The 13,301-nt window shown below is 45.7% G+C and carries 14 protein-coding genes; 4 read left to right on the top strand and 10 right to left on the bottom strand.

Features of this window, described 5'->3' with window-relative positions; all coding sequences use genetic code 11:
• Position 1: 1 nt before the first annotated feature.
• Positions 2-1,072: a 3-deoxy-7-phosphoheptulonate synthase gene (locus ST37_RS19565; RefSeq protein WP_084889222.1), complete on the bottom strand. Its 1,071-nt coding sequence runs from the start codon at positions 1,070-1,072 to the stop codon at positions 2-4.
• A gap of 216 nt (positions 1,073-1,288) precedes the next feature.
• Here ST37_RS19565 and ST37_RS19560 point away from each other — a divergent pair, with 216 nt between their 5' ends.
• On the top strand, positions 1,289-2,974 hold the full coding sequence (locus tag ST37_RS19560; RefSeq protein WP_084889221.1) for a sensor histidine kinase: 1,686 nt from the start codon (positions 1,289-1,291) through the stop codon (positions 2,972-2,974).
• 15 nt (positions 2,975-2,989) lie between these two features.
• The gene (gene btsR, locus ST37_RS19555; protein ID WP_084889242.1) at positions 2,990-3,700 is read left to right on the top strand and encodes a two-component system response regulator BtsR; all 711 of its coding nucleotides are present in this window, start codon (positions 2,990-2,992) and stop codon (positions 3,698-3,700) included.
• A gap of 28 nt (positions 3,701-3,728) precedes the next feature.
• On the opposite strand, the gene ST37_RS19550 is transcribed toward btsR, so the two are convergent.
• Positions 3,729-4,073 (bottom strand): DUF2799 domain-containing protein, encoded by a 345-nt coding sequence (locus tag ST37_RS19550; protein ID WP_084889220.1) that lies wholly within the window; start codon positions 4,071-4,073, stop codon positions 3,729-3,731.
• Between the two features lie 231 nt (positions 4,074-4,304).
• Between ST37_RS19550 and ST37_RS19545 the strand changes: the two genes are divergently transcribed.
• Positions 4,305-5,795: a carbon starvation protein A gene (locus ST37_RS19545; RefSeq protein ID WP_084889219.1), complete on the top strand. Its 1,491-nt coding sequence runs from the start codon at positions 4,305-4,307 to the stop codon at positions 5,793-5,795.
• 5 nt (positions 5,796-5,800) lie between these two features.
• Here ST37_RS19545 and ST37_RS19540 read toward each other — a convergent pair whose 3' ends face one another.
• From ST37_RS19540 to ST37_RS19525, 4 genes are all read right to left on the bottom strand, one after another.
• The gene (locus tag ST37_RS19540) at positions 5,801-6,187 is read right to left on the bottom strand and encodes a hypothetical protein (RefSeq protein ID WP_084889218.1); all 387 of its coding nucleotides are present in this window, start codon (positions 6,185-6,187) and stop codon (positions 5,801-5,803) included.
• A 16-nt stretch (positions 6,188-6,203) separates the two neighbouring features.
• Positions 6,204-6,443, bottom strand: a complete 240-nt coding sequence (locus tag ST37_RS19535; protein ID WP_084889217.1) for a hypothetical protein — start codon at positions 6,441-6,443, stop codon at positions 6,204-6,206.
• 125 nt (positions 6,444-6,568) lie between these two features.
• The gene (locus tag ST37_RS19530) at positions 6,569-7,186 is read right to left on the bottom strand and encodes a hypothetical protein (protein WP_084889216.1); all 618 of its coding nucleotides are present in this window, start codon (positions 7,184-7,186) and stop codon (positions 6,569-6,571) included.
• Entirely contained in the window at positions 7,167-7,682 is a 516-nt protein-coding gene (locus tag ST37_RS19525; RefSeq protein WP_084889215.1) for a GspH/FimT family pseudopilin, read from the bottom strand. The genes ST37_RS19530 and ST37_RS19525 overlap by 20 nt, the downstream gene beginning before the upstream one ends.
• A gap of 95 nt (positions 7,683-7,777) precedes the next feature.
• Between ST37_RS19525 and ST37_RS19520 the strand changes: the two genes are divergently transcribed.
• Complete coding sequence (locus ST37_RS19520; RefSeq protein ID WP_242426365.1) at positions 7,778-8,191, top strand: type IV pilin protein; 414 nt, start codon at positions 7,778-7,780, stop codon at positions 8,189-8,191.
• Positions 8,192-8,238: 47 nt separating this feature from the next.
• Here the strand turns inward: ST37_RS19520 and dnaJ are convergent, their stop codons facing one another.
• The 4 genes from dnaJ to ung all read right to left on the bottom strand — a co-directional run bounded on the left by dnaJ (position 8,239) and on the right by ung (position 13,055).
• The gene (gene dnaJ / locus ST37_RS19515; RefSeq protein ID WP_084889214.1) at positions 8,239-9,384 is read right to left on the bottom strand and encodes a molecular chaperone DnaJ; all 1,146 of its coding nucleotides are present in this window, start codon (positions 9,382-9,384) and stop codon (positions 8,239-8,241) included.
• Positions 9,385-9,628: 244 nt separating this feature from the next.
• Complete coding sequence (dnaK, locus tag ST37_RS19510; RefSeq protein WP_084889213.1) at positions 9,629-11,542, bottom strand: molecular chaperone DnaK; 1,914 nt, start codon at positions 11,540-11,542, stop codon at positions 9,629-9,631.
• 193 nt (positions 11,543-11,735) lie between these two features.
• Positions 11,736-12,287, bottom strand: a complete 552-nt coding sequence (locus ST37_RS19500; RefSeq protein WP_084889211.1) for a hemerythrin domain-containing protein — start codon at positions 12,285-12,287, stop codon at positions 11,736-11,738.
• Positions 12,288-12,392: 105 nt separating this feature from the next.
• On the bottom strand, positions 12,393-13,055 hold the full coding sequence (ung, locus tag ST37_RS19495) for a uracil-DNA glycosylase (protein WP_084889210.1): 663 nt from the start codon (positions 13,053-13,055) through the stop codon (positions 12,393-12,395).
• Positions 13,056-13,301: the final 246 nt, after the last annotated feature.

The raw sequence follows: 13,301 nt of genomic DNA, 5'->3' as shown, positions 1-13,301 counted from the left end.
ACTACTTAATTCTTTGTTCTAAAAAGGGTATCAAATCACGATGCGCTTTAGTTAGCAATGCTTCTGTGCTATCCCAATTGATGCACGCATCTGTGATGGATATACCATATTGCATTTCTGACAGGGGTTGCTCTGAAGACTGGTTCCCTTCATTGATATGACTCTCTATCATCAAACCAATGATTGAGCGGTTACCTTCGCGAATCTGATGAATAGCATCTTCTGCCACTAAAGGTTGTCTGCGGTAATCTTTACGTGAGTTCGCGTGGCTGCAATCAATCATTAACGCACTGTCTAGGCCAGCGCTGGATAACGACTCTTCACACTCTGCTACCGACACTGAATCGTAGTTCGTTTGTTTACCACCTCGAAGGATCACATGACCATCGGGGTTGCCTTGTGTGGTCAATAGTGCCACTTGCCCTTCGCGGTTGATTCCCATGAACCTGTGGCTTGAAGATGCAGCTTGCATCGCATTAATTGCGGTAGACAAACTGCCGTCAGTACCATTTTTAAACCCAACAGGCATAGATAGACCACTGGCCATTTCGCGGTGAGTTTGAGACTCAGTAGTACGCGCGCCAATGGCAGACCATGAGAACGTATCAGCTAGGTACTGAGGACTGATGGGATCGAGCGCTTCTGTCGCCAATGGTATTTCTAGCTCAGCGAGATCAACCAACAGCTGTCGAGCTACATGCAGACCATGCTCAATATCGAAGCTGCCATCAAGATGTGGATCATTAATCAACCCTTTCCAACCTACTGTCGTACGTGGTTTTTCAAAGTAAACACGCATTACAAGGTACAGTTGGTCACCCACCTGTTCAGAGAGTGCTTTTAACTTAAGTGCGTAGTCTTTTGCCGCATCCACATCATGGATTGAGCAAGGGCCGCACACCACCAACAAGCGATGATCTTTTTTCTTAATGATATTTGCGATGGTGTCACGTGATTCAGATACAAATGCTCGCGCTTTTTCACTTAGCGGAAGCTTTGCTTTCAGCTCATTTGGGGTAATGAGCACTTGCTCATCGCTAATATGGACGTTACTAAGTTCACTTTTTTGCATCTCAATCACCGTAAATTATAGTTTACATCTATGTAAACAAGACTTCGTTACGAGAAACAATACCAGCTTAAACAAGCTTTTCAAGGCATTTGATAAAATAAATGATGTGTACAATATAATTTACACTCCGTAGATTTCATAAAAGACCTGCAGGGTAACAGTATTTACTAAACCAATTAATTACAATAACGAAAACACTCAACACTCTATAGCGTTATGGAACTGATATTTAGCCTATTGCAGCAAATGTGCGTCTACCTAATGGTTGCTTATACATTAAGTAAAACGCCCATCATCATTCCATTGCTGAACAATTCTACCCATATCAAGCACAAAGCCACCTGCTATTTATTGTTCTCTGCCTTCTGCATTTTAGGCACATACTTTGGTTTACAAATAGACGACGCCATCGCCAACACTCGCGCTATTGGTGCAGTGCTGGGAGGAATATTTGGCGGACCTATTGTTGGGTTTTTGGTTGGGCTTACCGGTGGTATTCACCGTTATTTTCTAGGCGGTTTTACTGACGTTGCCTGCGCCGTTTCCACCACAGCGGAAGGGCTCATTGGTGGATTTGTTCACCTTTATTACGTGCGCAGAGAACGCGCTGAGGCGCTGTTTAATCCAATGGTCGTGTTCGTCATCACGCTGGTTGCCGAAGTGGTTCAAATGCTGATTATATTGGCCATTGCGCGCCCCTTTGATCAGGCACTCTCTTTAGTTCAAGCTATCGCCGCACCGATGATCATTGCCAACTCTGTCGGTGCTGCGGTATTTGTGAGTATTCTTCAAGATCGAAAAATCATTGTCGAAAAGTTTTCTGCCACCTTCTCACGGAAATCGTTAAACATCGCCGAAAAAACGGTGGGTATACTCTCACAAGGATTAACCTCTGAAAGCGCAGATAAAATTGCGCGAATTGTGTATCAAGAAACTCGTGTCGGCTCAGTGGCGATCACCGATACCAAACAAATTCTTGCGTTTGTTGGTATCGGAGAAGATCACCATAAACCCTCCACCCTCATCTCTTCGCAATATACCCGAGACGCGATCAACAATAATTCAATCATCTATTTAGACGGCTCTGAAAAGCCTTATCAATGTTCAATATCAGACACATGTAAGCTTGGCTCTGCACTGGTAATTCCACTGCGCCGCGGCGAGGAGGTGATCGGTACCATCAAGTTGTATGAGCCCCGTAGAAAACTGTTTTCATCCATTCATATGTCTATGGCCGAGGGTATCGCAGAGCTCCTATCGACGCAGTTACTGTATATGGATTATCAACAAAAGCAGATGCTGCTGTCACAATCCGAAATAAAACTGCTCCAAGCCCAGGTAAATCCGCACTTTTTGTTCAACGCTCTCAACACCATCAGTGCGGTGATCCGCAAAGACCCAGACAAAGCGCGAGACTTAATTCAGCACCTATCTACTTTCTTCCGTGGGAATCTAAAACGTAATGTAGAGACCGTGACACTTGGGCAAGAAATCGAGCACGTAAATGCCTATTTGACGATTGAGCAGGCACGATTCATGGATCGCTTAACCGTTGACATTGATCTACCAGATGCACTGTTAGAAACGGTCATTCCAAGCTTTTCTATTCAGCCTCTAGTCGAGAACTCGATTAAGCACGGCATCTCAAAAATGCTGGAAGGGGGGACGGTTCGAATCTATGCTCAACCTATAAATGGGCGACACTTCTTGATGGTTGAAGATAACGCAGGCCTGTTTCCTATTGATCTCGATCCTCAAACCAGTGTTCAGTCACAAGGCTTGGGGCTCAATATTGTCGATAAACGACTGCAAAACTTATTGGGACCGCAATCTGCACTTAAAATCGATTGTGAGGTTGGCTCCGTGACTCGTGCTCGCTTTATGCTCCCCGTTCAATCATAAGGACTAAAAATGCCCCTGTTTACCGCCATAGTCATTGATGACGAGCCCTTAGCACGAGAAGAACTGATTGATCTTCTCCACCAAAGCAACCAAGTAGAAGTTGTCGAACAAGCCAGCAATGCCATTCAAGGATTAAAAGTGATCCAGTCGGTAAAGCCTGACGTGGTTTTCCTCGACATCGAAATGCCGCAAATCAGTGGTATCGAAATGTTGGCGATGTTAGATCCCGAGACGATGCCCAAAATTGTGTTTGTCACAGCTTATGATCAATACGCAATCCAAGCATTTGAAGACAATGCCTTTGATTACTTGCTTAAACCCATCAACCCTGAGCGATTACTAAAGACTTTATGTAAGCTGAAAAAACACCAGCCTAATCCTGTAGAAGCGATTGCCCCTGCTCAACTCGAACAAATACCGTGCACGGGTAACCACAGAATCATGATCATCTCGACCCAAAACGTAGAATGTGCGTATACGGGAATAACGGGAGTATTAGTTCGAACAGCAGATTCAGAGCTAACCACCCAGTTGTCACTCAAAGTACTGGAAGACAAAACACCCTTGATCCGCTGCCATCGACAATATCTAATCAATGTGAAACGGATCAAAGAGATCTCTTTGCTCGAGAATGGATTGGCAGAGATCGTGACACAATCTGGTTTTACTGTGCCAATTAGTCGCCGTTATTTACGCTCTGTCAAAGAGCATCTCGGCATCATTTAACGCCGAAGGCGACCGGGATTGTCAGCCGTTACTGCGATTGAGCCCAGCCACGTTGCCACTCCATACGGAATTTTTGAGCATCCGGATGCCCCTCACACACACCCTCGTAGTATTGACCAGATAGACCTATTTGATAGGCAAAGTCTGCGTTGCAGTACTCTTTGTTTCCGCGCTCATAACCTTGTTGGTATTGCGACACATCAGCTTCACCGAGTTCACTTAACGCTTTATAGCTGCGAGCGGTGACGCCCTTAGCGCCATCTTGGTAACCAATTGCCCGCCAATCGCCCTTGTCTGCAAGCTGCTGCTGCGAAACCGCGCATCCCATTAGAGAAACCGCGAACCCTACTAATAGCCACTGTTGTTTGTTCATAAAATTGTCCTTGTGAAGTCTTAACATCTTACCTTATTTATCAGTGACACCATATTGAGACGCTCGTCACTTTCTCGGCTTTACTTTATCACCGCTTACCCTCAGCGATAAAACCGTTTAATTGCATCATCAACCACTCAGCTTTACATACAACCAGTGAATCATTGTTCACTTCTTTATCGATGGTGGCGATTTACAATAACTGTAGATTAATCGTAAAGGACTAAAATTATGCTCTGGTTTCTAACTTGTGTGGCGGCTTTAATTGGTGGCTACTTTATCTATGGTGCGTTTATTGAAAAGGTGTTTGGTATCAACGAACATCGAACAACTCCTGCGCACACCAAAAATGACGGCGTGGACTATGTTCCGATGTCGACCAAGAAAGTGTACTTGGTACAACTACTGAATATTGCCGGCGTTGGCCCTATCTTTGGCCCTATCATGGGTGCTCTATACGGTCCCGCAGCAATGCTTTGGATTGTTATCGGTTGTATTTTCGCCGGTGCTGTACATGACTACTTCTCTGGCATGTTGTCTATTCGCAATGGCGGCGCATCCGTACCAACAATTACCGGTCGTTATCTTGGCAATGGTGCCAAACACTTCATGAATGTGTTTGCCATTGTTCTGCTTCTTCTTGTTGGTGTGGTATTTGTTTCTGCCCCTGCTGGCATGATCACTAACCTAATCAATGACAAAACTGATTTCACAATGACAATGTCTGTGATGGTGGCAATTATCTTTGGTTACTACATCATCGCCACTATTGTTCCCGTCGACAAAATCATTGGTCGTTTCTACCCACTCTTTGGTGCGCTACTCATTTTCATGTCAGTCGGTTTGATTACCGCTGTCGGCCTATCTTCTGAGCACACTGTACTAGGTGGATATGAAGTCAGTGATATGTTCACTAACCTCAACCCAAATGACATGCCTATCTGGCCTGCTCTATTTATCACTATCGCTTGTGGCGCAATTTCTGGTTTCCACGCAACTCAATCTCCGCTAATGGCACGTTGCATGCAAAACGAAAAGAATGGCCGTTTTGTATTCTACGGAGCAATGATCGGTGAGGGTGTCATCGCACTTATCTGGTGTGCACTGGCATTATCATTCTTTGGCACCATGGATGAACTTGCAGCCGCAGTCGCGAGCGGCGGCCCAGGTAATGTTGTGTACTCTGCATCATTTGGCTTACTTGGTCTATTTGGTGGTGTACTTGCGTTCTTAGGTGTAGTGATTCTTCCGATTACGTCTGGCGATACTGCATTCCGCTCAAGTCGTCTCATTTTGGCTGAATACTTCAACCTAGAACAAAAAACACTTCGCAATCGACTACTTATGGCTTTGCCTCTATTCGTTATTGGTGGCATTTTGACTCAAGTTGACTTTGGTATTATCTGGCGTTACTTCGGCTTTGCTAACCAAAGTACTGCAGTGATGATGCTATGGACGGCTTCTGCTTACCTACTACGTCATAACAAACTGCACTGGATAACTACAGTACCAGCCATGTTTATGACGACTGTGTGTGTCACCTTTATCCTAAACAACAGCACACTAGGCTTTGGGTTACCTATGAACTTCTCCACCATTGTGGGCATTCTATTTACTCTTGGCGTAACAACACTCGTCATTAAAACCTCAAAAGGAAAAGGCGAAGACGAGTTGCCTGGCGAAAAACAAGACGCGCCAAATACGGCTACTCAAAAAGTTTAACCCGTTCAATCAAACTCACCATACTGACTGTACAGTGTGGTGAGTTTTTTTGTATGTGTCGCTCCTTTTCTATCTTGCCATGTTGCTGTTACCTCAACCTGCTTTAACGGTTCGGCCGCCAAGGCCACCGTATTGACCTCCCAGGACAGCTCTATTCCATCGATTTGCTCAGTTCTATGGCCAGTGGTCAGTAACGCAAAATCTAAGCTACCCACAGCGGCACTCGGCGAGCTTGAACGTGTGCGAAAGTATTCCAATTGAGAGTCTATCTGGTGCAGGGCGCGCAAGTTTTGCAGAGCTTGCTCTGTGCTAGTAATAAAATGAGCCTGCAGTGAAAATAGAGACAGTAACCCAGCGGTTAGAACAGACAAGCCAACCAATACCTCGATCATTGTGGCTCCCTTCTGGTTAGAGGTCATTCCAACTGCCTTTTATCCAACGATTCTCAAGAGTATTAAAACCTTTACGCACCGTGACGCTGCCCGACGTAGAATGAATCACCCAACCATCGGGTATAGCCAAAAGGTGAATATCACTCGCTGTTAACCCGCAGCTGTGCGATACAATTCCGCTATTGCGCAATTGCCCATATGCGCACTCTAATCCCCCTTCCGCAATCCAAAACTCTTCGGTCATAATCATTTGCATATGACTCTCCTTGAGCAGGCCAAATATGCGATGATGCATTGTCAGTGTGATCATTAATGAAGCGCTTAACATAGTGAGCACTAACAGTAATACAGCCAAACCCCGCTGCTTGCCCGTCGCTATCATCACTGCCAGTTTCGCTGTTTGATCAACGTAGATTGGCTCAGTTGCTTCGCGGTATTGGCATGGCTTAGCGTCATGTCTATCGATAGTAGACTTGTATTTCCGCCCGCTAACATCGCCTGCGAAATGGAAAACTCACTGAGCTGAACAGCGTTATTATCCAGCAACGAGAAAAAGTTCCCACTGCATGGTCCAATACCTGGCTTTAAAAGGTGCGTAGCGACACTCTGAGTACAGACGTCTAACGTTGGGTCGCTAGCATCCTTCTGATAACGTGTTTTGTACCATTTACCCTCATCGTCAATAAGCGAAATAACATCGACCCAATCACTGCCTGACTCGATCACTTTCGATGCACCAGTCAAAGTAAGCGAATGGCCCAATGTTGCATTAAAGCCAGCTCGCCTTGCTTCTGTCTTGAGCATATACAATGTTCGATACAAATCTTCGATCAGTTGAACATCCTGCAGTAGTTGGTACGACTGCTGCTGCGTTTTAATAAACAGACGGCTACTAGACACAAGTAAACCACTCGCAATTAACGTCGCAAGTAGCAATTCAATAAGACTCGCGCCACGCTGTGTAGCGAACATCATTTGCTTAACAGCCTTTGTAGCCATATTTATCCTCCCCTGCACTGCACACACGAATTCGCCCACTGCCATTGTGGTAGATAATTTTTAGCGAACTCGATTGAGCCGGTAACTGAAGCTTAAAATGCCCAGCTTGATTTATTCGGCCATGCCTGGGTGAGTAGCCAACAATAGAGTGAGTAGACGTTAACAGCGCATCCCTGCCAGAGACTGTGGCTAATGCATTATGCTCATGATCCGAATAATCCCGTTCAGCATCATCCAGATACAAACTCACCCGCCAGTTCATTTCGCTGCTGCTAGAAATCGCCCGATGAACATAAACAGGCTGTCGCCGCTTCATCGACTCGATTCTAGCTTGATCCATTAGGCGTTTGATTTGATTGGCGTAGTTTCTCATTTGGTGATACTCGTGAAGCCGAATAAAGCTTGGTGTCGCAACTGCTACAAGTAGCGTAAGTAGCGACATACCAATGAGAAACTCTAGTAATCCAACCCCTCGAAGCGTCTCGTAAAATTTCATGAAACCTCATGCAACTGCTTCCTGACCGTTGCGAAAAGTGTAATGTGATCGCAGGTTGTATGGAGGGGTATTGCTTAGAGTGGGATGGAGAAAACATGTTTATTAAGAACTCGACAAAAGTTGCATCGCTAGGGATGACGCTTATCGAAGTATCCATAGTCTTACTGCTGATTGGGATAATCGCGAGCATTGCTTACCCTAGTTACCAGCAGCATCTAATGCGTAGCCATCGGGCAAATGTTCAATCTGATTTACTGACACTGCAACTTCATTTAGAAGCGCGCTATGACCGGTTAAATCCAAGCTTTATTAACGGCTACGATTTTCAAATCGTTTCAGAAGGGCAATGTACGGTCTGCACCTCTTCGTCCAACGTAGAGTTTGGGATAACGTCTGCAGCAACCTATACCATACAAGCTACTTCACTCTTTGGTGACGATGACACCTGCAGTATGATGACCTTGACTCAAGCTCAGCACAAAGCCCCCACATCATGTTGGGGACAATAAAAAAAACGGAGGTATTCGCCTCCGTTTTGTCTGTTTAAACAGTAATCTTAACTGGTTAAGTCGTCAAAGAACTTCTTAACACCGTTGAAAAAGCCTTCTGATTTTGGCTTGTGCTTATTCGCAGCATCGCCACCGCACGACTCTTCAAACTCTTTGAGTAACTCTTTTTGACGCGCGCTTAACTTAACCGGAGTTTCAACAACCAACTTAACGATTAAATCACCAATACCGCCGCCTCGAACGCCTTTAACGCCTTTACCCCGCATACGGAACATACGTCCCGTTTGGGTTTCTTCTGGCACTTTTAGGTTTACACGGCCATCAAGCGTTGGTACTTCAACTTCTCCGCCCAATGCAGCCATGGCAAAACTAACGGGCACTTCGCAGTACAAGTTGTTGCCTTCACGCTCAAAGATATGGTGTTCACGCACATGGACCTGCACGTACAAGTCTCCGGCTGGAGCCCCCATTTCACCCGCTTCACCCTCGCCAGAAAGTCGAATACGGTCACCTGTATCCACGCCTGCTGGGATTTTAACATTGAGTGTCTTGGTTTTTTGTACGCGACCTTGACCATGACAGCTATTACATGGGTCTTTGATCGTTTTACCTTTACCATTACAGGTAGGACAGGTTTGCTGAACCGCAAAGAAACCTTGGCGCATTTGCACTTGGCCATGGCCATGACAGGTACCACAGGTTTCAGGGGTTGACCCTTTTTTCGCGCCAGAGCCTTCACAGGTATCACAATTAACCAGTGTAGGCACTTCAATCTCTTTGGAGACACCTTTCACGGCTTCTTCTAGCGACAGCTCCATGTTGTAACGCAAGTCAGAGCCACGCTGTGCACGTTGACCACCGCCACCACGGCGACCGCCACCAAAGATGTCGCCAAACACATCCCCGAAGATATCGCCAAAATCGCCACCAGCACCGCCGCCATAGCCGCCGCCCCCCATACCACCTTGTTCAAAGGCTGCATGACCGTATTGATCGTAGGCTGCTTTCTTCTGTGCGTCGGTTAATATTTCGTACGCTTCTTTTACTTCTTTAAACTGTTCCGCAGCACCCGCATCGCCCTGATTCCGGTCAGGGTGATACTTCATTGCTAGGCGCTTGTACGCTTTTTTAATATCACGCTCAGATGCGTCACGGCTTACGCCCAATACTTCGTAAAAATCACGTTTAGACATGTTATGTGTCACCAAAAAAATTACTGCATGCGGCTTAGCCGCGAATTGCCCATGTTGATAGAGATAAAGATCAGCTCTTATTCGTTCAAGAGGTAAAGAACAACTAATGCAATATGCCTTGCTTAAGTCTCTCTTTGGTCTTTCTTTATCACTAGCAACTTATTACAAATATGCGGGCGAGAGATTACTCCAACGCCCGCACTTCAAGAATGTAAAATTACCCTCTAGTTAAAGAGGGTCGTTGTTACTTCTTATCTTCGTCTTTTACTTCTTCGAACTCAGCGTCAACAACATCGTCTTGTTGAGGTTGTTCACCTGCGTCTGCGCCGCCTTGAGCTGCTTGAGCTTGCTGCTGAGCAATCTCCATTAGCTTTTGAGCTGCTTGCATCAATTCTTGAACTTTTGAGTCAATCGCTTCTTTGTCATCACCAGACTTAACAGATTCTAGTGCTGCAATCGCTGATTCGATCTTTTCTTTCTCTTCAGCTGGTAGAGCGTCACCCGCTTCTTCCATTTGCTTACGAGTGCCGTGGATCATTTGGTCAGCTTGGTTACGAGTAGTGACAAGTTCTTCGAACTTTTTGTCAGCTTCTTTGTTCGCTTCCGCTTCTTGAACCATTGCTTCGATCTCTTCGTCAGACAAACCGCCAGACGCTTGAATAGTGATCTTTTGCTCTTTACCTGTCGCTTTATCTTTCGCTGATACGTTCAAGATACCATCCGCGTCCAGATCGAAAGTGACTTCGATTTGTGGCATGCCACGTGGCGCTGGGTTGATACCTTCTAGGTTAAACTGACCAAGAGACTTGTTGTACGTCGCTTGCTTACGCTCACCTTGAAGAACGTGGATAGTTACCGCGCTTTGGTTGTCTTCTGCTGTCGAGAACACTTGATCCGCTTTAGTCGGGATAGTGGTGTTTTTCTCGATAAGCTTAGTCATTACGCCGCCCATCGTTTCGATACCGAAAGACAGTGGAGTAACGTCAAGTAGAAGAACGTCTTTAACGTCACCTGCAAGAACACCACCTTGAACAGCAGCACCCATTGCAACAGCTTCGTCAGGGTTAACGTCTTTACGTGGCTCTTTACCAAAGAATTCGGTTACCTTAGCTTGAACCATAGGCATACGAGTCTGACCACCAACTAGAATAACGTCAGTGATTTCGCTAACAGATAGGTCAGCATCCGCAAGCGCGACTTTTAGCGGCTCAAGAGAACGTTGTACTAGGTCTTCTACTAGAGACTCAAGTTTTGCACGAGTCACTTTAATGTTCATGTGCTTAGGACCGGTTGCATCAGCGGTAACGTAAGGTAGGTTTACGTCAGTTTGCTGCGCTGAAGAAAGTTCGATTTTCGCTTTCTCTGCCGCTTCTTTAACACGTTGCATCGCAAGAGGATCGTTTTTCAGGTCGATGCCTTGCTCTGCTTTAAATTCGCTAACCAAGTAGTTGATCATGCGGTTATCGAAGTCTTCACCACCAAGGTGAGTGTCACCGTTAGTAGACAATACTTCGAAGGTTTTCTCGCCTTCTACTTCGTCGATTTCGATAATAGAGATATCGAATGTACCGCCACCAAGGTCATACACTGCGATAGTGCGATCGCCACCTTGCTTGTCTAAACCGTAGGCTAGAGCTGCAGCTGTTGGTTCGTTGATGATACGCTTAACATCAAGGCCTGCGATACGACCAGCATCTTTGGTTGCTTGACGCTGGGCATCGTTAAAGTAAGCAGGAACTGTTACAACAGCGCCAGTCACTTCTTCACCCAGGAAATCTTCTGCGGTTTTCTTCATTTTCTTAAGAACTTCAGCAGAAACTTGAGGAGCCGCCATTTGTTGGCCTTGCGCTTCAACCCACGCATCACCATTGTCCGCTTTAACAATTTTAAACGGCATGATTTCGATATCGCGCTGAACTTCTTCGTCTTCAAAACGACGACCGATCAGACGCTTGATAGCGAACAACGTGTTAGTTGGGTTTGTTACTGCTTGACGTTTTGCTGGTTGACCAACAAGCGTCTCACCATCGGTGTAAGCAATAACAGATGCTGTGGTACGTTCACCTTCAGCATTTTCAATTACGCGTGGCGCGTTGCCGTCAAGAACAGCAACACATGAGTTAGTAGTACCTAAGTCAATACCAATGATTTTACCCATCAGTTCATCTCCAAATTCAGTTTTCTTGCTAACCCCAGTAATGGGGGGATGCCACAAACTTTTCAAGTTCGAAGCAAAAGTTCATTTCGTATGCCCCTTAGATAAGGTCGCGAAATTACTTTTCAAGGGTATTAGGCAAAAATATGCAAAAAAAATGGCCAGGCAAGCCTGACCATTTATCACTTTGTTGGCGTTATACGTATTCGCGCTCTGTCCCTTTGACTCGCTCAGCCAATTGTTTGTATTTATCGGCAATGGTTTCACCAAATACGGGATCGTCTTCTTGCGTTCCCCACTGTGCTTCTAATGCTTGCCAGTCAGACACGGTAAAGGTATCGGTGATCCTTGGTAGAATTTCTCTTTCTTCGATGTCCAAGTGCGTTTTTTGGTCTCGGATGAAATCTCCCAGCTGCTGGGAAAAAATATCTGTGGGTACAATGGCATCTTGCAGAATCATCTCCACTGTGGTGAGAAACGCATGGGACTTCTCAGACAGCTGAACATGATCGTCTTCCAGATTGGTTATGGTTTTATCCATTCCATAGTGGTCTAGGTAGTAGCGGTAGATTAGGTCTTCTTTAGGGTGATGCGTTTTTTCTGTGTGGTTACACAGATAGTCGGCGATTTCATACACCAGCGAATAGTTTATTGTTTCTTCCGCTTGGAGCGCGGTCAGTTTTTTCTTTAGTATCGCCAGCAAACGCACCATATATCCGTGCTCTCGACGAATGGCTTCAATCATCATGATCCTATCCTCCAGAATCCCATCTGAAGTATAAGTGTATATCTTTTCGCCACATGGTGCTTTGACACAGGTTAAATATTCAATACCGAGTATCGGTCTTGATGACTAAAGTTGCCAATTAATCGGGGTGTGACCGTTTTTAATCAATAGCTTATTGGTTTGGGAGAAATGCTGACAGCCAAAAAAACCGCGCCTAGCTGACAGTGGCGAGGGGTGAGGTGCAACGAGCAAATGGTGCCTGTCGGGGTCGAGTATTGCGGCTTTTTTTTGCGCATGAGCCCCCCACAACAGAAAAATGACGCCCTGTCGATGCTGATTGATTTCACCAAGAACGGCATCCGTGAACTGCTCCCAACCACATTTTGCGTGCGAATGGGCTTTGCCCTCTTCAACCGTCAAAACGGTATTAAGCAACAACACGCCCTGATCGGCCCACTGTTGCAAATAACCGTGTTCTGGAGGTGTGAATCCCGCAATATCTTGATCAAGTTCTTTATAGATATTTCGTAGCGAAGGCGGAATTTTAACACCAGGCTTGACTGAAAAACTCAGGCCATGCGCTTGCCCAGCACCGTGATAGGGGTCTTGGCCTAGTATCACTACTTTCACTTGATCAAACGCCACTGCATCAAACGCAGAAAACACCTCGTCTTGAGGTGGAAAAATGTTCTTACCTTGCGCTCTTTGAGCAGCCACAAAACGCTCAACCTCAGAATAATAGGCAAGCTTACGCTGTGTATCTAAAATGCTAGACCAAGTGGTAGTCATACACCCTCCCTCTGTTTTTCAGTGGCACAAGTGTAGTTTTTTTTGGAGAAGATAAAAACCCTCGCCCACCAAGTAGTCAGACACAGAGAGTTGAACAAAAATGCTCTGCTAGCGACATTGTTGGACGAACGCTATTTAGGTCTAGAGAGTCACTTGTTATGACGTCGAAGGCTTTTTCTTTTGAGGTGTACGGAAATGACCACGTGAGTGTGAGTTACGATTGGGTACGGGATGAGCGTGAACAAT

The sequence above is a fragment of the Vibrio sp. qd031 genome (genome assembly GCF_002100145.1).
In the GTDB taxonomy this organism is placed as follows: Bacteria; Pseudomonadota; Gammaproteobacteria; order Enterobacterales; family Vibrionaceae; genus Vibrio.
Note: the sequence above shows the minus strand (reverse complement) of the source record. Positions and strands in the feature narration are given on the sequence as shown.